19 protein-coding genes are annotated in these 17,888 nt (G+C 59.0%); 10 read left to right on the top strand and 9 right to left on the bottom strand.

What is annotated here, in order from left to right; translation table 11 throughout:
* Window positions 1-13: 13 nt before the first annotated feature.
* Window positions 14-1,162: an aldose epimerase family protein gene (locus tag AACY18_RS11755; protein ID WP_339464922.1), complete on the bottom strand. Its 1,149-nt coding sequence runs from the start codon at window positions 1,160-1,162 to the stop codon at window positions 14-16.
* A 244-nt stretch (window positions 1,163-1,406) separates the two neighbouring features.
* On the opposite strand from AACY18_RS11755, the gene AACY18_RS11750 reads away from it, so the two are divergent.
* The 5 genes from AACY18_RS11750 to AACY18_RS11730 all read left to right on the top strand — a co-directional run bounded on the left by AACY18_RS11750 (window position 1,407) and on the right by AACY18_RS11730 (window position 5,518).
* Window positions 1,407-2,156, top strand: a complete 750-nt coding sequence (locus AACY18_RS11750; protein WP_339431941.1) for a hypothetical protein — start codon at window positions 1,407-1,409, stop codon at window positions 2,154-2,156.
* A gap of 80 nt (window positions 2,157-2,236) precedes the next feature.
* Window positions 2,237-3,451, top strand: a complete 1,215-nt coding sequence (locus AACY18_RS11745) for an MFS transporter (protein ID WP_339464921.1) — start codon at window positions 2,237-2,239, stop codon at window positions 3,449-3,451.
* A gap of 135 nt (window positions 3,452-3,586) precedes the next feature.
* On the top strand, window positions 3,587-4,372 hold the full coding sequence (locus tag AACY18_RS11740) for a sulfite exporter TauE/SafE family protein (protein ID WP_339431943.1): 786 nt from the start codon (window positions 3,587-3,589) through the stop codon (window positions 4,370-4,372).
* Between the two features lie 8 nt (window positions 4,373-4,380).
* Window positions 4,381-4,707, top strand: a complete 327-nt coding sequence (locus AACY18_RS11735) for a hypothetical protein (protein ID WP_339431944.1) — start codon at window positions 4,381-4,383, stop codon at window positions 4,705-4,707.
* A gap of 244 nt (window positions 4,708-4,951) precedes the next feature.
* Window positions 4,952-5,518: a DUF4174 domain-containing protein gene (locus AACY18_RS11730; RefSeq protein ID WP_221730475.1), complete on the top strand. Its 567-nt coding sequence runs from the start codon at window positions 4,952-4,954 to the stop codon at window positions 5,516-5,518.
* Between the two features lie 117 nt (window positions 5,519-5,635).
* Here the strand turns inward: AACY18_RS11730 and ampC are convergent, their stop codons facing one another.
* Window positions 5,636-6,802, bottom strand: a complete 1,167-nt coding sequence (ampC, locus tag AACY18_RS11725) for a class C beta-lactamase (protein ID WP_339464920.1) — start codon at window positions 6,800-6,802, stop codon at window positions 5,636-5,638.
* 159 nt (window positions 6,803-6,961) lie between these two features.
* Between ampC and AACY18_RS11720 the strand changes: the two genes are divergently transcribed.
* Window positions 6,962-7,840 carry a LysR family transcriptional regulator gene (locus tag AACY18_RS11720; protein ID WP_339464919.1) on the top strand — a complete coding sequence of 293 codons (879 nt, stop codon included), beginning with the start codon at window positions 6,962-6,964 and terminating at the stop codon, window positions 7,838-7,840.
* Window positions 7,841-7,891: 51 nt separating this feature from the next.
* Here the strand turns inward: AACY18_RS11720 and gudD are convergent, their stop codons facing one another.
* Both gudD and AACY18_RS11710 read right to left on the bottom strand, forming a co-directional pair.
* A complete protein-coding gene (gudD, locus tag AACY18_RS11715; protein WP_339464918.1) occupies window positions 7,892-9,235 on the bottom strand; it encodes a glucarate dehydratase in 1,344 nt (447 codons plus the stop codon).
* Window positions 9,236-9,259: 24 nt separating this feature from the next.
* Window positions 9,260-10,606: an MFS transporter gene (locus tag AACY18_RS11710; RefSeq protein ID WP_339431949.1), complete on the bottom strand. Its 1,347-nt coding sequence runs from the start codon at window positions 10,604-10,606 to the stop codon at window positions 9,260-9,262.
* A 354-nt stretch (window positions 10,607-10,960) separates the two neighbouring features.
* On the opposite strand from AACY18_RS11710, the gene AACY18_RS11705 reads away from it, so the two are divergent.
* On the top strand, window positions 10,961-11,674 hold the full coding sequence (locus tag AACY18_RS11705) for a FadR/GntR family transcriptional regulator (RefSeq protein WP_339464917.1): 714 nt from the start codon (window positions 10,961-10,963) through the stop codon (window positions 11,672-11,674).
* A gap of 19 nt (window positions 11,675-11,693) precedes the next feature.
* Here the strand turns inward: AACY18_RS11705 and trhP are convergent, their stop codons facing one another.
* Entirely contained in the window at window positions 11,694-13,016 is a 1,323-nt protein-coding gene (gene trhP / locus AACY18_RS11700; RefSeq protein WP_339432016.1) for a prephenate-dependent tRNA uridine(34) hydroxylase TrhP, read from the bottom strand.
* Between the two features lie 201 nt (window positions 13,017-13,217).
* Here trhP and AACY18_RS11695 point away from each other — a divergent pair, with 201 nt between their 5' ends.
* Window positions 13,218-14,279: an AI-2E family transporter gene (locus tag AACY18_RS11695; protein ID WP_339431951.1), complete on the top strand. Its 1,062-nt coding sequence runs from the start codon at window positions 13,218-13,220 to the stop codon at window positions 14,277-14,279.
* Here the strand turns inward: AACY18_RS11695 and AACY18_RS11690 are convergent.
* The 3 genes from AACY18_RS11690 to AACY18_RS11680 all read right to left on the bottom strand — a co-directional run bounded on the left by AACY18_RS11690 (window position 14,276) and on the right by AACY18_RS11680 (window position 15,345).
* On the bottom strand, window positions 14,276-14,458 hold the full coding sequence (locus AACY18_RS11690) for a hypothetical protein (RefSeq protein ID WP_339431952.1): 183 nt from the start codon (window positions 14,456-14,458) through the stop codon (window positions 14,276-14,278). The genes AACY18_RS11695 and AACY18_RS11690 overlap by 4 nt on opposite strands.
* Before the next feature lie 102 nt (window positions 14,459-14,560).
* Complete coding sequence (locus AACY18_RS11685; RefSeq protein WP_221730466.1) at window positions 14,561-14,755, bottom strand: hypothetical protein; 195 nt, start codon at window positions 14,753-14,755, stop codon at window positions 14,561-14,563.
* 230 nt (window positions 14,756-14,985) lie between these two features.
* Complete coding sequence (locus tag AACY18_RS11680) at window positions 14,986-15,345, bottom strand: hypothetical protein (protein WP_339431953.1); 360 nt, start codon at window positions 15,343-15,345, stop codon at window positions 14,986-14,988.
* A gap of 245 nt (window positions 15,346-15,590) precedes the next feature.
* Here AACY18_RS11680 and AACY18_RS11675 point away from each other — a divergent pair, with 245 nt between their 5' ends.
* A complete protein-coding gene (locus AACY18_RS11675; protein ID WP_339464916.1) occupies window positions 15,591-16,409 on the top strand; it encodes a shikimate 5-dehydrogenase in 819 nt (272 codons plus the stop codon).
* Window positions 16,410-16,476: 67 nt separating this feature from the next.
* Here the strand turns inward: AACY18_RS11675 and AACY18_RS11670 are convergent, their stop codons facing one another.
* The gene (locus AACY18_RS11670; protein WP_339464915.1) at window positions 16,477-17,121 is read right to left on the bottom strand and encodes a YceH family protein; all 645 of its coding nucleotides are present in this window, start codon (window positions 17,119-17,121) and stop codon (window positions 16,477-16,479) included.
* Window positions 17,122-17,246: 125 nt separating this feature from the next.
* Between AACY18_RS11670 and AACY18_RS11665 the strand changes: the two genes are divergently transcribed.
* Window positions 17,247-17,756, top strand: coding sequence for a DUF1993 domain-containing protein (locus AACY18_RS11665; protein ID WP_221730462.1), 510 nt, complete (start codon window positions 17,247-17,249; stop codon window positions 17,754-17,756).
* Window positions 17,757-17,888: the final 132 nt, after the last annotated feature.

Genomic DNA, 17,888 nt, shown 5'->3' with positions numbered 1-17,888 from the left:
GGAGAAGGGGGGATTACTTCGCGGAAAACTTCAATACCACGCTCTGCGTGTAGGCCTGCCCGGGATCCAGTCGCGTACTCGGGAAGTTCGCTTGGTTCGGCGAATCCGGGTAGTGCTGCGTCTCCAGGGTAAACGCGCCCCAATGCGGATAGACCTTGCCACCTTTGCCTTTGACCGTGCCGTCGAGGAAGTTGCTGGTGTAGAACTGCACGCCCGGTTCGCTGGTGAACAACTGCAAGTGCCGACCGGACTGCGCATCACTGACCTCAGCAGCGACTTTGCTCACGTCGCCCTGGGTATCCAGCGCCCAGTTGAAATCGAAGCCGCCCTGTTTGGGTTCCGCGAATTTGAGTTGCGGGTGATCAGCCTTGATGTGCGCTCCGATTGCCGTGGGCTCGGTGAAGTCCATCGGCGTGCCGGCCACTGGCGCCAGTTCGCCTGTCGGGATCAGCTTGGCGGTGACCGGGGTGTAATGGCTGGCATGCAGCGTCGCGACCTGCTTGAGGATGTCGCCATTGCCGGCGCCCGCGAGATTGAAGTAGCTGTGGTTGGTCAGGTTGAGCACGGTCGGTTTGTCGGTGCTGGCCTTGTAGTCGATGCGCAGTTCGTTGCTGTCGGTCAGGCGATAGGTCACTTCGGTGGTGAGGTTGCCGGGGAAGCCCATTTCACCGTCCGCCGACAGATAGGTGAGGGTCACGCCGACCGAATCCTTGTCTTTGGTTTCCTGCGCTTTCCAGACCTTCTTGTCGAAACCCTGAGGGCCGCCATGCAAGGCATTGGACTTGTCGTTTTGCGGCACTTGAAAGCGCTTGCCGTCGAGTTCAAACGCGCCGTCGGCCAGGCGATTGCCGAAGCGGCCGATGGTCGCGCCGAAGTAGGCGGTGCCTTTTTGGTAGCCCTGCACATCGTCGAAGCCCAGCACGACATCGTCGAATTTGCCGTGTTTGTCGGCCACCAACAGCGATTGCAGGGTCGCGCCGTAAGTGATGACGGTGGCTTGCATGCCATGGCTGTTGCGCAGGATGTATTGCTCGACGGGTGTGCCGTCGTTGGTTTTACCGAAGGCTTTATGTTCGGCGCTGAGGCCTGCCGCGTTGGCTGAGAGGGTGGCGATCATCAGGGACAGTCCGAGGCCGGAGAGCAGGTGACGGGATTGAAGCATGGTTGACCTTCCTTTTGTTGTTGTTTTCAGAATGCGGTAATAGTCATGCTATTTATGCTGCGAATGGGAATTTATAGCGGATTAAACGGTTATTGCAAAAATAAAGTCGGACTAAATTGTTATCCATGTCGCGCCGAAGGTCAGGAAACGCTGCCGGTATTGCACTTTTTCGCAATCAGCGGCTCTATCCATGGCCAGGATGCGGTGACTCCCGCCGCACAGGAATGTGCCTGTTCGAGAACTCATGCCGAGAGCTTTTCACCCCATCGTCCATTTTTTTCGTCGCCCGTGCCTGTTGCTGGCCTGTCTGTCGTCGCTGTTAGTCAGCGGTTGCACGCATCAGGACGGCAATGGCTTCATCGCTCAGATTCGCAACGGTCAACCGCAGGAGTTTCTGCAGACCAGCGTCGACCGCATGGCCACTTTGGCGATGCGCGACAACCTCAACAGCCTTTATCGCCTGATGGGCAAGCTGTACCTGCGTAACCCGGACGAGCTGCGCAAATCCGGTTTCCTCAACATCAACATCGCCGTGAAACAGGTACGCCTGGCCATTGAGCAGCAACAACCGTTGCCGGTGCTGGGTGGCCGAAAAGATCTGGCAGCGCTCAGTTATGCGATGAGCCCTGAGTTTCTCGGCGACCGCGTCGGCGCGTTCATCTATGCCATTGGCAGCATGCTGGTCACCGCGCACAACAATCGGGTCGAGTTCTACATGACCGATGCGATCAACCCGACCTTCGTCCACAACGCGGCGCGCAACATCGAAAAGGCCACGTGGATTCTGTCCCAGCGCCAGAACAAGGAAGGCCAGCCACTGCTGTTCTCCAACGAAATTTCGGAGGAGGGCAGCAACCTGAGCTTTGCCACCGAGTTCGGCAAAATCGTGGCGCGCCTCGATTTGCTCACACAGATGCTCGACGAGCGCTATCGGCGTATCGGCCTGAATTACGCCCAGAGTCTGCTGTTCCTGAATTTTTTGCCGGTGCAATAAGTCGTGTCGGGTCGCGTGAAGGTCGGGCTATTTGTATACAATCCTTCGCCATGTTTGCCTCAAAAGGAGCTGCACCTGTCATGACCGACCCTGCAAGCGCCGACTTCACCTGCGTCGACCGCACCGCCCGTGCCGACAAATTGCCTTATGCCGCGTTGCTGGCATTCGCCATGACCGGCTTCATTGCCATCCTCACCGAAACCCTGCCGGCTGGGTTATTGCCGCAAATCGGCGCCGGGCTGAACGTCAGTGAAGTGCTCGCCGGGCAACTGGTGACGCTGTATGCGCTGGGCTCGATTGTCGCGGCGATTCCGCTCACCGTCGCCACGCGCGGCTGGCCACGACGGCGGGTGCTGTTGATGACGGTGGGTGGGTTTTTGGTGTTCAACACCATCACCACCTTCTCCAGCCATTACGGGCTGACCCTGGCTTCGCGCTTTCTCGCCGGAATGGCGGCGGGGCTGTCGTGGGGGATCATGGCCGGTTACGCGCGCGGGATCGTGCCGGTGCAGCAACAGGGGCGGGCGCTGGCGATTGCCATGCTCGGCACGCCGGTGGCCTTGTCGCTGGGCACGCCGGCGGGCACCTGGCTGGGAAATCTGATTGGCTGGCGCGCCTCATTCGGGATCATGTCGGCGCTGGCACTGGTGCTGGCGGCGTGGATCGTCATCGCCGTGCCGGACCGTCCGGGGCAGGTCAGTGCCGAACGCCTGCCTTTGCTCCAATCCCTGCGCCTGCCGGGGGTGCGGCCGGTGCTGTTCGTGGTGCTGACATGGATGCTGGGGCACAACATTCTCTACACCTACATCTCGCCGTTTCTGATGCAGGCCGGCCTGGCCGAGCGGGTTGATCTGGTGCTGTTGGTGTTTGGCCTGTGTTCGCTGGGGGGGATCTGGATCATCGGCCTGCTGGTGGATCGCTGGCTGCGCTGGCTGACGCTGATCAGCCTGGCGGTGTTTGCCGTGACGGCGCTGGTGTTGGCCATCGCATCCCCGTCGCAGTGGCTGATTTACGCCTGCATGGCCGTGTGGGGCCTGTCGTTTGGTGGCTCGGCGACGTTGTTGCTGACGGCAGCGGCGGATTCGGCCGGCGATCATGTTGACGTGGTGCAAGCGATGCTCACCACCTCATGGAACATAGCGATTGCCGGTGGCGGATTGTTTGGCGGATTGCTGCTGGATCGGGCAGGGGCGATGTCGTTCCCGTGGGCATTGCTGATCCTTTCGCTGATCGCATTGGCCACGGTGTGGATCAACAGCCATCACAGTTTCAAACCGGGTCGGCGGGTGCATTGATCTTTTAATCACCCCATCACCCTGTGGAAGCGGTGTAGCTGAAAGGCATAACGATAGACCGCATCGATATAGGTGGTTATAAGAAAAATCGCTATGCTGCGGCCATATTTTCCTGTCGTTTTTCTGGACGTCTTCATGGAATTGGCAAGTTTCGGCCTGGTGATCGCCGGGTTGGTGGTGGGTTTTATCGTCGGCATGACCGGTGTCGGCGGCGGTTCCTTGATGACCCCGATTCTGCTGTGGTTCGGCATCAACCCGGCGACGGCGGTGGGCACGGACCTGCTGTACGCGGCCATCACCAAATCCAGCGGCGTGCTCGTTCACAAAAAGAACAAGAACATCGACTGGGCCATCACCGGTTGGCTGACCCTGGGCAGCGTGCCGGCGGTGGTGTTGACCTTGTGGTTCCTCAGCACCCTGCACACCGCGCCGGATGCGATGAACGCCATCATCAAACAAGCCTTGGGTTTTGTGTTGTTCGCCACGGCACTGGCGATTTTCTTCAAGAAGCGCTTGCTGGATTTCGCCCATAAACGTGCCGGCGGCAACTACAACCCGAGCGGCTCGCGGCTGAATGTGATGACCGTGATCACCGGTTTGATCCTCGGCACCATGGTCGCCCTGACCTCGATCGGCGCCGGCGCCCTGGGCACTGTCGCGCTGTTTATCCTCTACCCACTGCTGCCGACCCGCCGTCTGGTCGGCACCGAAATCGCCCACGCCGTGCCGCTGACCCTCGTCGCAGGCCTAGGCCACGCGAGCATGGGCAACATGGATTGGGGCGTGCTGGGCTTTTTGCTGGTGGGTTCGCTGCCGGGCATCTGGCTTGGCAGCCACCTGACCGGACGCATCTCCGATGAAGTCTTGCGCCCGTGCCTGGCGACGATGCTGTTGCTGATCGGTTACAAACTGGCATTTTGATCCTTGATATGAGCGAAACCAGCCTGCATTGCGATGGCCGCATCGCCATTACTGTCGAACCCCGCGAAATGCGCATGAGCCATTGGCTGTATGCGCCGCTTGTGGTTGATCAGCAGCGTCAGCAGGTGTTGCTGGATCTGAGCGACAGCTTATGGGATCTGATCGGCACGGCGGACGAGACAGCCAGTGGCATCGACTTGCTCCTGCGCAAATATCCCGGTGATCAGCCCTCCGTGACGTTGAGTATTGATATCGACCGTGGCGTGCTCAAACTTGCCGATTGCCCGGTCGATGCGACGCAACTGCTGGCCGCTCTCGACACAGCGCTCTGCTGAACGGAGTTCAAGGCCCCGCCTGGAGACGGTTTGCATGCGGTTGACCTCCATTTCGTGGGCAGTACCGCCACCCTGACGCGCGCCTGAACGGTAATCAAATCGTCGTCACGATTGCACGGGTTCGGTTGCGCAATGCCGGTCCTGACCTAAGCTTCTGACAAGGCGAAACATATTTGCCAGACACACCCGGAACAATCGCCACGATGCGCAATCAGTAGAGCGTGGATATCAAAAGGAGATGCGCATGCTCATCAGGTCACTGACCCTGACACTCTTGCTGGCGATTGCCGGCCCCTTGTTCGCCGCTGACAACGATTCGCCGATTGCCGCAGACATGGGGCGCGCCCGGCCGCTGATCGTGATCGCAAAAAGCACCGTCGACCCGGTGTGGGTGAGCCTGAAAAAGTCGCTTGAGGACCCTGCCAACAAAAAAGGCGTCGCCGACCGCAACATCAAGGTTTACACCATCCTCAACATGTCAGGCCAACTTGACGGCAAGGACATGGGCCAGCAAGACACCATGGCGCTGCTGCGCTCGCTGAAGCTGGGTGCCGGGGCCTATCCGAAAGTGTTCCTGGTGGGCAAGGACGGCGAAACCAAGCTTTCGGCGTCGGGGGATGAGGCGAAATCGGTGGACCTGAAGAAGATCTTCGAGACTATCGACGCCATGCCAATGGCTGAGAAGGAAGCGGCCGCCGCAGCCGCCCAAGCGCCGGCCGCCAGCGAGCCTGAACCGGCCAAAGGTGCGAAAGGTGCCAAGCCAAGCAAGCCAGTCAAACCGAGTAAGCCGCCGCAAATGCCGGATGATTGATGGCATGGCCTGAATCAAAAAAATGGGCGACCTCAGCAGGTCGCCCATTTTTTATTGCATGCCTTTTACACAAAACGTTGTGGCGAGGGGATTTATCCCCTTGCTACAGGTTTTGCATCATTCAGTCAGCGCACTGAAAATCTCATGCGCAATCTTCACCCGTTCCGCATTCGGGTAATTCTTGTTCGCTAGGATCACGATGCCCAGCTCCTTCGACGGCACAAACGCCACATACGCGCCAAAACCACCGGTCGCGCCGGTTTTGTTGTAGAGCACATTGGCCGGTTCAGGCTGTGGCGGGGTCAGCCATTTGACCTTGTGCGCCTCCATCGCCATCGGCGTCGAGTTGCCGTTCTGCAATTGAGCCAGGCTGATCGGGTAGGCATAACGCTCCCAGCCCAGGCCTTGGGTCATGTCGCCAACGGTGTAGTAACCGGTATGGGTCGCGGCGATGGCTTTTTGCAGCGGCGCTTCAAGGCTGGCCGGTTTCAGGTTGGCCTCTACGTAACGCAGCATGTCCGCCGCACTGGTTTTGATGCCGTAGGCTTCGGAATCCAGTGCGCCCGGACTGACCCGAACCGGTTGGTCTTTCTTGTCGTAACCCTGAGCGTAGAGCTTGGCTTCGGATGCCGGCACTTTGGTGTAGGTGTGCTTGAGGCCCAGTTGCGGTAGCAGGGTTTCACTCATGGCTTGATCAAACGGCTGGCCCAGACTTTTCGCCGTCAGATAACCGAACAACCCAAGGCTTGGATTGGAATACAGGCGATGGCTGCCTGCCGGATAAACCGGTTTCCACTGTTGGTAGTAGCCGAGCATCTTGTCAGCCGAGTCCGAATCGTTGGGGAATTGCAGCGGCAACCCGCCAGCGCTGTAAGTGCCCAGTTGCAACACGCTGATGTTGTCGAAAGCGCTGCCTTTCAACTCCGGCCAAAGCTTGCTGGCCTTGGTCGACAGATCCAGTTTGCCCGTGGCCTGCGCGTAACCGGCGAGTGTCGCAGTGAAGGTTTTGCTCACCGACCCGACTTCGAACAGGGTGTTTTCGCTGACCTTCTGCCCGGTGTCTTTGGCGGCGACGCCGTAGTTAAAGTAATGCGCTTTGCCGTTGATGGTGAGGGCAACGGCCAGACCGGGGATGTTCTGCTGCTGCATGACGGGCGTGACGGCACCTTTGACCAGTGCTTGCAGTTGTTCGTCGGTTTGCGGCGCGGCCAGGCAGGCCGTGGCGCCAAAGAAAAGGCCGAAAGTACTGTAGGAAAAGAGTTTGGTCGAGTTGATTGAACGCATAAATGATCCACTCTCCGTGAGTGTTGATTGTTGTATCCCGCTACACTGCGGGCGATTTCCCGTCGGGCTACTGATAAGCGCCGCCAATTTAGGCACACCGAAGGCAATCGACAAACGACGAAATTTCGCATGAGCCATTAGAAAAATTTGGGGTAGGGCATGATTCGACCGCAATTGCCGCTCAACGCGTTACGCGCTTTCGAGGCTTCAGCACGTCATTTGAGCTTCACCCGCGCGGCTGTGGAACTGTGCGTGACCCAAGCGGCCGTCAGTCATCAGGTCAAAAGCCTTGAGGCGCAGCTTAATGTAACCCTGTTCAAACGCCTGCCTCGTGGGCTGATGCTGACCAGTGAAGGCGAAACCTTGTTGCCGGTGTTGAGCACCTCGTTCGATCACATTGCGCAGATTCTCGAACGCCTCGCCGGGGGGCAATATCGCGAAGTGTTGACCGTCGGCGCGGTGGGGACGTTCGCTGTGGGCTGGCTGTTGCCGAGGCTGGCGGACTTTCGGGCGAAACATCCGCTCATAGATTTACGGCTGTCGACAAACAACAATCGCGTGGACGTCGCTGCCGAAGGGCTGGATTACGCAGTCCGGTTTGGCGCCGGGGCGTGGCACGGTATTGAGGCGGCCCGCTTGCTCGATGCGCCGCTGTCGGTGTTGTGTGTGCCGGAAATCGCCCGACAATTGCATGCGCCGGGGGATCTCTTGCAGCAGACGTTACTGCGTTCCTACCGAACGGATGAATGGTCGGAATGGTTTCAAACGGCGGGTCTGGCGACTCAGGCGGCGCCGCCGCAGAGCATTGTGTTCGATTCGTCCCTGGCGATGATGGAAGCGGCGTTGCAGGGCTGTGGGGTGGCGTTGGCGCCGCCCCTGATGTTCGCCCGGCAATTGGCGGCAGAGGCGATTTGTCAGCCGTTTGCGATCGAGATCACCACGGGGAGTTATTGGCTGACGCGATTGCAATCACGACCAGAGACCGCGGCGATGCTGGCGTTCAAGGACTGGTTGCTACAACTCTCAGGTCAGCCCTGAACCCTCGAGGGCTTGCTCACTCCCACCTTTGGCGTGAGGCGGGCTTGAAAATCAGCGCAGCAGACACGGCCGCTTGTTATCGAATTTCCATCCCGGAATCAGGAATTGCATGGCCACGCTGTCATCCCGCGCACCCAGGCCCATGCCTTTATAGCGTTCGTGGGCCTTGGCCACTTGATCCATGTCCAGTTCCACACCCAGCCCGGGTTTCTTCGGCACCTGCACGCAGCCGTCGACAATCTGTAGCGGTGCCTTGGTCAGGCGCTGGCCGTCCTGCCAGATCCAGTGGGTGTCGATGGCGGTGATTTCACCCGGTGCTGCCGCCGCCACATGGGTGAACATGGCCAGCGAAATATCAAAGTGATTGTTGGAGTGCGAGCCCCAGGTCAGGCCCCACTCATGGCACATCTGCGCCACGCGTACCGAGCCTTGCATGGTCCAGAAATGCGGGTCAGCCAACGGGATGTCGACCGATTGCAACTGGATCGCATGGCCCATCTCGCGCCAGTCGGTGGCAATCATGTTGGTGGCGGTTTTAAGCCCGGTGGCGCGGCGAAACTCGGCCATCACTTCACGGCCCGAATAGCCATTTTCCGCTCCGCACGGGTCTTCGGCATAGGCCAGAACCTGATGTTGATCACGGCACAAACGGATCGCTTCCTTGAGCGACCACGCACCGTTCGGGTCAAGGGTGATCCGTGCCTCGGGGAAGCGCTCGGCCAGCGCTGTCACCGCTTCTATTTCCGCGTCACCGCTGAGCACACCGCCCTTGAGTTTGAAGTCCTTGAAGCCGTATCTGGCATGGGCCGCTTCGGCCAGACGCACCACCGATTCAGCGGTCATGGCTTTCTCGTGACGCACACGGAACCAGTCGTTATCGGCGTCCGGTTCGCTGCGATAGGCAAGGTCGGTTTCGTGCTGATCGCCGACGTAGAACAGGTAGCCGAGCATCTTCACTTCTTCACGTTGCTGACCTTCGCCGAGCAGCGCTGCGACCGGTACGTCGAGGTGTTGGCCGAGCAGGTCGAGCAGGGCGGCTTCCAGGCCGGTGACCGCGTGGATGGTGATGCGCAGGTCGAAAGTTTGCAGGCCCCGGCCGCCGGCATCGCGGTCGGCAAAGGTCTGGCGCACCTGATTGAGGATCTTCTGATACGTACCGATAGGGCTGCCGATCACCAGGCTGCGCGCGTCTTCCAGTGTCTGGCGAATGCGTTCGCCACCGGGTACTTCGCCCACGCCGGTGTGGCCGGCGTTGTCTTTGAGAATGACGATGTTGCGGGTGAAAAACGGCCCATGGGCGCCGCTCAGGTTGAGCAGCATGCCGTCGTGGCCGGCCACCGGGATGACTTGCATATCAGTGATGACCGGGGCTTTGGCGGTGTCGTTTACGTTCATTGTTTTATCCTTGAAAACAGAAAGTCAGGCGTGCTTCGGCGTGGTATCGGCCACGGCGGCAACACTGGCGGGTTTCGCTGAGGTGCGGGCGAAGAACACGATGATCGCGGCGATGATCGAGGTCGCGGCCAACCCATAGAGGCCGCCCTGAATCGAGCCGGTGTGTTGTTCCAGCAGGCCGAACGTGGTCGGCGCGACGAAGCCGCCGAGGTTGCCCACTGAATTGATCAGCGCAATCACCGGCGCGGCAATCCGCGCATCCAGATAGGCCTGGGGAATCGGCCAGAAGAGGGACGAGGCGGATTTGAAACCCAGCGCTGCAAAACAGATCGCGACGAAGGCGAAGACCGGCCCGCCGGTGGTGGACATGAACATCCCCGCCGCAGCGATCAACAGTGCCGTGGCGACCCATGCCTGCTGGTGCTTCCACTTGGCGCAGAGGGACGCGAAGGCATACATGCCGACAATCGACAGCAGCCACGGAATCGAGTTGAACAGCCCGACCTGGAGGTCGCTCATCTCGCCCATTTTCTTGATGATGCTCGGCAACCAGAAAGTCGCGGCGTAGATCGTCAGTTGAATGAAGAAGTAGATCAGGCAGAACAGAATGATCTGCCGGTCCTTGAGCAGTGTGCCCATCGATGGACGCAGGGGCGTGGCCGCTTCGCGGGCCTTCTGTTCGTCGTCAATGGCGGTGACCAATGCGTCCTGCTCGGCGCGGGTCAGCCATTTGGCGTCATGGGGCTTGGCGTCGAGCCAGAACCAGACGAACACGCACAGGCACACCGAAAACATCCCCTCAATGAAGTACATCCATTGCCAGCCGTGCATGCCCAGCCCGTTGATTTGCAGGAGCAGACCGGACAGCGGGCCGGAGATCAGCGAGGCGAGCGCCGAACCGCTGAGGAAGATCGCAATCGCTTTGCCGCGTTCGACACCCGGTAGCCAGCGGGTGAAGTAGTAGATCACCCCGGGAAAGAACCCGGCCTCAGCCACGCCGAGCAAAAAACGCAAAATGTAGAAATGGGTTTCGGTCTGGATGAATGCCATGCCGGCGGCGACCAGGCCCCAGGTGAGCATGATCCGGGTCAGCCAGATTCGCGCGCCGACTTTCTGCAGCAGCATGTTGGAGGGGACTTCGAACAGCGCATAGCCGATGAAAAACAGGCCGGCGCCGAAGCCGTAAGCGGCGGCACCAATGCCCAGGTCGTGCTCCATGTGGGTGCGGACAAATCCGATGTTCACCCGGTCAATGTAATTGACGATGAACATGATCACGAAGAGCGGCAGGACGTGGCGTTTGACTTTCGAGATGGCGGACGAAAGCGTTGAGTCGACGCTTTCGCTCATCCCCGAGACGGAGGTTTTCACTTGGTTTGCTCCCACTGATTATTTTTATGCGGGTAGGGCTGGGTACGACGTTGTTGATAGACATCATACAACTACGATTTTTTGTCCTACAAGTGGGCAGGGATGATTTTATTGCTCTGGATGACAGGGTTTTTATGATTTTCTGGATTCTAACCCTGTTTTTGTTACTTTTTTTGCAGTGGCGATTTCATGGGGACGCGATCAAAATTGCGTGAAGTCGATAGCGAACCCGGCAGATTATTAATAGATATTGAGTGTTGTCATACAAGTAGGTGGGTTTTTCAGCGCTAGAATCAATCCCGTCATAGGCCTGTGCAGTGCTACGATCCGCCCGTCCGCTCACTGGAACCGACCATGCAAGAAGACCTCGACGCCCCTACCCGCAAACGTGCGCACAACCTGGCCCATGATCTGGTGGAGAAGCTCACCCAGAGCATCCTGCACGGACAAATGTCGCCCGGCGACAAGCTGCCATCGGAGAACGCCATCGTTCAGGAACATGGTGTGAGTCGCACGGTGGTGCGCGAGGCGATCTCCAGATTGCAGGCCTCGGGATGGGTCGAAACGCGCCACGGCATTGGTACGTTCGTGATCGAGCGTGCGCCGGAGCAGGGATTGCGGCTCAATGTCGACACGGCACTCGGTGTGCGCAGCATGCTTGAGTTGCGCATGGGGCTGGAATCGCAAGCGGCGGCATTGGCGGCGCAACGGCGTACCGAGCAGCAGTTGCTGCAGATGCGCAAAGCGCTGGATGACTATCAGCGCCAACTTGCCAATAACGACAGTTGTGTCGAGGCCGACCGGCGCTTTCACCTGCTGATCGCCGAGGCCACTGGCAATGTCTGCTTCAGTGAGATCATGCAGCACTTGGGCAGCGCGATGATTCCGCGTCATCGACTGAATGCGGCCGAGCGTGGGGCGGCGGATCTGAGCAAACTCGGGCAGTTGGCGAATCTGGAGCACGAGGCAATTCTGAACGCGATCAAGCGTCAGGATGCGGACGCTGCGCGTGCCGCGATGTGGCTGCACCTGACCAATAGTCGGGATCGGTTTTGCGCGCAGGGTTGATTGGCGCAGGCTGCGGGCCTCAATTCACATCGCGCATCAACAACCCAAAGCGCAAGTCCACCGTATCCGGAATCGGCACATACACCGTGTGCCCATCCCCCGGTGCGACCTCGATCGCCTGCCCTTTGAGGTTTTGCAGTTCATGCAGATCAAAATGAAAATTGCCCTTGGGCGTCATCAGTTCCAGATGATCACCCAGAGCGAAACGGTTCTTCACCTTGACCTGCGCCAGACGATCACGCCGCTCGCCGGTCAACTCCCCAACAAACTGCTGACGCTGCGACACCGAACTGCCGTTCTGATAATTCTGGTATTCGTCATGCACATGCCGGCGCAGGAAACCTTCGGTGTAGCCGCGCTGGGCCAGTGACTCCAGATCGGTCATCAGGCTGCGATCAAACTCACGGCCGGCCACTGCATCGTCAATTGCCCGGCGATATACCTGGGTGGTGCGGGCGCAATAGAAGTGCGATTTGGTTCGGCCTTCGATCTTCAATGAATGCACGCCCATGCGTGTCAGGCGCTCGACGTGCTGCACCGCGCGCAGGTCCTTGGCATTCATGATGTAAGTGCCGTGCTCGTCTTCGAAAGCGGGCATCAACTCATCCGGACGGTTGGCTTCCTGCAACAGGAACACTTGATCGGTGGGAGTGCCAATGCCCAGCGTCGGTTCGGGCTGGAAGGTCTGCACGATCTCGCCGAGCTGATTCTCGGAGGCCTCTTGCGCCGAATATTTCCAGCGGCAAGCGTTGGTGCAAGTGCCCTGATTGGCGTCGCGTTTGTTCATGTAACCCGACAGCAGGCAACGGCCGGAATAAGCCATGCACAGCGCGCCGTGAACGAAAACTTCCAGCTCCATGCCGGGCACTTGCTCGCGAATCTCGCCAATTTCCTCCAGCGACAATTCCCGCGAGAGGATGATCCGGCTCAGCCCCTGCTGTTGCCAGAACTCAACGCTCGCCCAGTTCACGGTGTTGGCCTGTACCGACAAGTGAATCGGCATCTGCGGGAAATGCCGACGCACCAGCATGATCAGCCCGGGGTCGGACATGATCAGTGCGTCCGGTGCCATTTCAATCACCGGCGCCAGGTCCTTGAGAAAGGTCTTGAGCTTGGCGTTGTGCGGCGCGATGTTGACCACCACGTAGAAACGCTTGCCCTGTGCCTGAGCCTCACGAATGCCCAGCGCCAGATTGGCGTGGTCGAACTCGTTGTTGCGCACGCGCAGGCTGTAGCGCGGTTGGCCGGCATACACCGCATCGGCGCCGTAGGCGAAGGCGTAACGCATGTTTTTCAGGGTGCCGGCGGGAGCGAGCAGTTCCGGGGTGGTGAGGTCTGGCATCAGGGGCATGGCGGCATCGGTCGCAAAAGCGCGGCAGGGTAATGCGGATGAAATCGGGGTTTATTGATCTGGATCTACGTTTGGGGCTGTGAGGCTGCGCAGGCACCGCAGCGAGGCGCCATGAATAAAGATGGCACTCGCGCACGCCCCGGCTGACTAAGGTTTGGGGCGTGCATGACGCCTGACTGACATGGACCGGACATGAACGTAAAAAGTCTTCAATTCAAATCCCTGACGGTGCTGTTGGTGCTGGTCACGGTGGCCTTTATCTGGATTCTGCTGCCGTTTTATGGCGCGGTGTTCTGGGCGGTGATCCTGGGCATTCTGTTTGCGCCGATGCAACGCAAGTTGCAGGGGAAATTCGGCTGGCAGCGCAATGTCACCTCGCTGTGTACGTTGAGCATCTGTCTGGTGATCGCGATTCTGCCGGTGATCATCCTCAGTGTGTTGCTGGTGCAGGAAGGCGCGACGCTTTACAAGAATATCGAAAGCGGCGAGCTGGACATCGCGGCCTATCTGGCGCAGTTCAAACACAGCCTGCCGCAATACTTTCAGCATCTGCTCGACCGCTTTGGCATGGGTGAACTCAATGCCCTGCGCGAAAAAATCGTCAAAGCGGCGATGCAGGGCAGTCAGGTACTGGCGACCCAGGCCTTCAGTTTTGGCCAGGGCACGTTCGAGTTCGTGGTGAGTTTCTTCGTCATGCTGTACTTGCTGTTTTTCTTTCTGCGTGACGGCGCGGAGCTGGTGCGCAAGGTACGCATTGCGATTCCGCTGGAAGAGCATCAAAAGCGTCGTTTGCAACTGAAGTTCAACCGGGTCGTGCGGGCCACGGTGAAGGGCAATCTGGTCGTCGCGATCACGCAGGGTGCGTTGGGCGGAGCGATTTTCTGGTTTCTCGACATCCCCAGCGCGTTGTTGTGGGCGGTGTTGATGGCGTTTCTATCGCTGTTGCCGGCGGTGGGAGCGGGAATTGTCTGGGCGCCGGTGGCGGTTTATTTCTTGCTCAGCGGGATGATCTGGCAGGGCGTGGTGCTGGGGTTATTCGGGGTGTTTGTGATCGGTCTGGTCGACAACGTGCTGCGGCCGGTCCTGGTGGGCAAGGACACTCGCATGCCGGACTACTTGATCCTGATTTCGACGCTGGGCGGTCTGGCAGTTTTCGGTCTGAACGGGTTTGTGATCGGGCCGTTGATTGCAGCGCTGTTCATGTCGAGCTGGGCGCTGTTCGTCGAGACCAAGCCCAAGGTGCAGCTACCCTAGGCTTGAAACGGGTTGCTGGCGATCTGTTGCGACAAGGCCTGCGCCGCTGGCAAGGATGTCAGTGGGCCGCTGATCGGCTCGCCGTCGCGCACCAGATACCAACAGGCGAGCAAGCCCGACTCTCTGAGTGGTGCGGGAACGGCGCTGCCGATGACCGACATGATTTGAACCTGAGCCATGACTGAAACCTCCATCAAACGATGGGGCCACCTTAGGCATTCGTGGTTCTCAGGGACAATCAACGCTTTTGATAGTGGACATTGATAACAGTGAGGGCTGCTTCAGTCGACAACCTGGTCGAGCATGTGCACCACTTCGCGCTCATTGAGCAGCCCCTTGTGCACAAGGTTCTCGGCCAGCAGCGAAAGAAACTTGGCGCAGCGGTGGCCTTCCAGGTGCTTGAGTTCGGTCAGCGCGCTGTACACCTTGCTTGAGGTGCACAGGCCGACGACGCGGTGCGGGTTTTGTGTAGGCATACAATCGTCCTTGTTGTTATCAACCTGTTGTTTACGGACGGATTCAGATTGCGGTTCCGTCATGACAAAAAGATGACCGTTTTATGGGGGCGCCGATGACGGTCAAGTCAATCATGCCGACTTTAGCTGTTGAAGCTGTCCTCACAGCGACCTTGGCGAGATTTTTTCAGACGCGGGCGACCGACGGTCATAAAAAAGCCCCGCTATAAAAGCAGGGCTCTGTGTATCGATTACCAGCGTGGGCCGCCGTAGTAGCCATGGGGCCGACCGTAGTAGCCGCGTGGCGGGCCGTAATAAACGGGGGCCGGCTGGACGTAAACCGGTTGCTGCACATAAACCGGCGCTGGCTGGTAGTAGACCGGTGGAGGCGGCTGTTGCACATAGACCGGTTGGGGTTGAACGTAAACCGGCTGTTGCTGCACGTACACCGGCCGGTCCTGGTTGATCAGCGCCGAACCGATGATGGCCGAGCCGACGATCGCGCCAAACACCGCCGGGCCTTGCCAGCCATGGCCATGACCGGCTTCTGCCTGGCCTGTTACAGCGAGTGCACCGATCAGTAAGGCCACAATGGAGAGTTTACGAATCATGATAATTCCTCGGTTCTTCAACCCGGCTCCCTGGCCTGCAATAGGTCCATGGATGTCGCGGGGATACATCTAAGACAGCGAAATTTTTAAAATCAGCACAGCCGTTGGGTAAATTTTGTGTAAGGTCTGTACCGATTTCTTTACCGGCTCATCCAGGCCCGGTGCAGGCAAGCGATATGATCATTCAGAACCCGATGGAATGGCTAATCCCGTCCATCCGAAAGTGCGTTTGAAGGAGAAGTTTCATGCAGATGAACCCGAACAAAGACACCCAGCTGTGCATGTCCCTGTCCGGACGCCCAGGCAATTTCGGTCTGCGGTTTCATAATCATTTGTATGAGCAACTGGGCCTGAACTTCTACTACAAGGCGTTCAGCAGCCAGGACCTGGCCGGCGCTGTCGGCGGGATTCGCGCCTTGGGCATTCGTGGCTGTGGCGTATCGATGCCGTTCAAGGAAGCCTGCATCGAGTTGGTCGATGAGCTGGATGCCTCGGCGCAAGCGATTCAGTCGATCAATACTGTCGTCAACACTAATGGCCATCTCAAGGCCTACAACACCGATTACATCGCCATCGCGCAGTTGCTGGAAACCCACGCGGTGCCCAAGGATTCGACTTTCGCCCTGCGCGGCAGCGGCGGTATGGCCAAGGCAGTGGCCAGTGCCTTGCGCGACGGTGGTTATAAAAACGGCTTGATCGTGGCGCGCAATGAGCGTGCCGGACGTGCGCTGGCAGACTCGCTGGGTTATCGCTGGCAGGCTGAACTGGGGGATGAGCGTGCGCAGATGCTGATCAACGTGACGCCGGTCGGCATGGACGGCGGCCCTGAGGCGGGGCAACTGGCGTTTGAGCCTGAGGTGATCAAGGCGGCCGACACGGTGTTTGATGTGGTGGCCATTCCTTCGCAAACGCCGCTGATCATGCGCGGCCGCGCGCAAGGGAAGCGGGTCATTACCGGGCTGGAAGTGATAGCGATCCAGGCGCTGGAGCAGTTTGTGTTGTACACCGGGGTGCGGCCGACCGAAGAGCAGTTTCAGGCGGCGGTGGCATTCGCCCGTAGCTGATCCTTAAGTCTGTGTTGGTTCAGCGGGCTTCTTCACGAGCAAGCCCGCTCCCACAGGGGGATGGTGTTTATTCGAGGCGGGCCAGGCGCTCTTCCAGTGCCGCAATCCGCGCCTCAAGCTCTTCGATCCGTTCGATCGAACCCCCGCCGCTGACGCGCTCCCCGGGATTTTGCCGCGCCGCCAGAATCGCCTCGATATCCGCCGGATCGCCCAGCGCATGGCTATAGCGGTCTTCGCGCTGCCCAGCCTGGCGCGCAATCAACACCGCCAGCCCGCGAGCGATCAAGCGCTCAAGCTGATGCACCACTTGCTCGGCATCTTCGAAATCATGCATGCGCCCGCTGCGGGTCAGCAGTTCGTTAACGGTCTGCGGGCCGCGCAGAAACATCAGCCCGGTCAGCGCCACCTGCGCCGGCACCAACTCCAGCGCTTTGTCGACCTTGTGCTCCCAGCGGTCGGCGCGGCTGCCCATGACCAGTTTGGCGAAGCCGCGACCTTCCAGTGTGCGCAGGCTCTGGCCCACCTGGCCCTGGGTCAGGTTCATCACCGGTTCGCGACTGGTTTTCTGATTACACGCGGTCACCAGCGCATTGAGGGTCAGCGGATAGGTTTCCGGACTGGTGGCCTGTTTTTCGATCAATGATCCCAGGATGCGGATTTCCGTGGCAGTGAGCCGTGGTTCGTCGAAGCTGGATTCTGGTTCTGTGGACATCGCGCGTTCCCTCTGCAGTCGAAGGCGCCTAGCCTAATCCTTGCCAAACAAAAGGCAAGCCGTGTGGTCATCAAGCATGGCTATAATCGCCTCCACGTTCCACCCAGCCACCACATGAGATTGCCATGACCATTTCCCTGTACGCCGCATCCGTCCCGGTTTTTCAACAAATGCTCAACGCCCTGAGCGATGTCCTGAAAAAGGCTGAAGCCCACGCCACCGAGAAAAACATCGACCCGAACGCCTTTCTGCAGGCTCGTCTGTACCCGGACATGTTCCCGCTGGTGCGTCAGGTGCAGATCGCGGTTGATTTCGCCAAAGGCGTTTCGTCGCGTCTGGCCGAAGTCGAGATTCCGAAATACGACGACAGCGAAACCACCTTCGCTGAGCTGCAAGCCTTGATCGCCAAGGTTCTGGCCTTTATCGGCGAGATCAAGCCTGAGCAGATCAATGGCCAGGAAGGCATTGAAATCGTCACCCGTCCGGGCACACCGAAAGAGAAGCGCTTCAGCGGCCAGGCTTATCTGCTGACCTACGGTCTGCCGCAGTTCTTCTTCCATGTCACCACCACCTACGCCCTGCTGCGTCACAACGGTGTTGAAGTGGGTAAACGCGATTACATGGGCGCGTTCTAAACCACCCTGTCTAGTCCTGAAATAGGTTTACACCTATCTCACCCTAACGCCCGATGCACTGCATCGGGCGTTTTGTATTTTAAGGACAGGTGCGGGCGCTCTTGGTTGTAGATCAAGACCGCTTCCCGCACC

This window comes from Pseudomonas sp. EA_65y_Pfl2_P74 (assembly GCF_963970575.1).
Classification (GTDB): domain Bacteria; phylum Pseudomonadota; class Gammaproteobacteria; order Pseudomonadales; family Pseudomonadaceae; genus Aquipseudomonas; species Aquipseudomonas baetica_A.
This window is presented reverse-complemented; position numbering and strand designations above follow the sequence as displayed.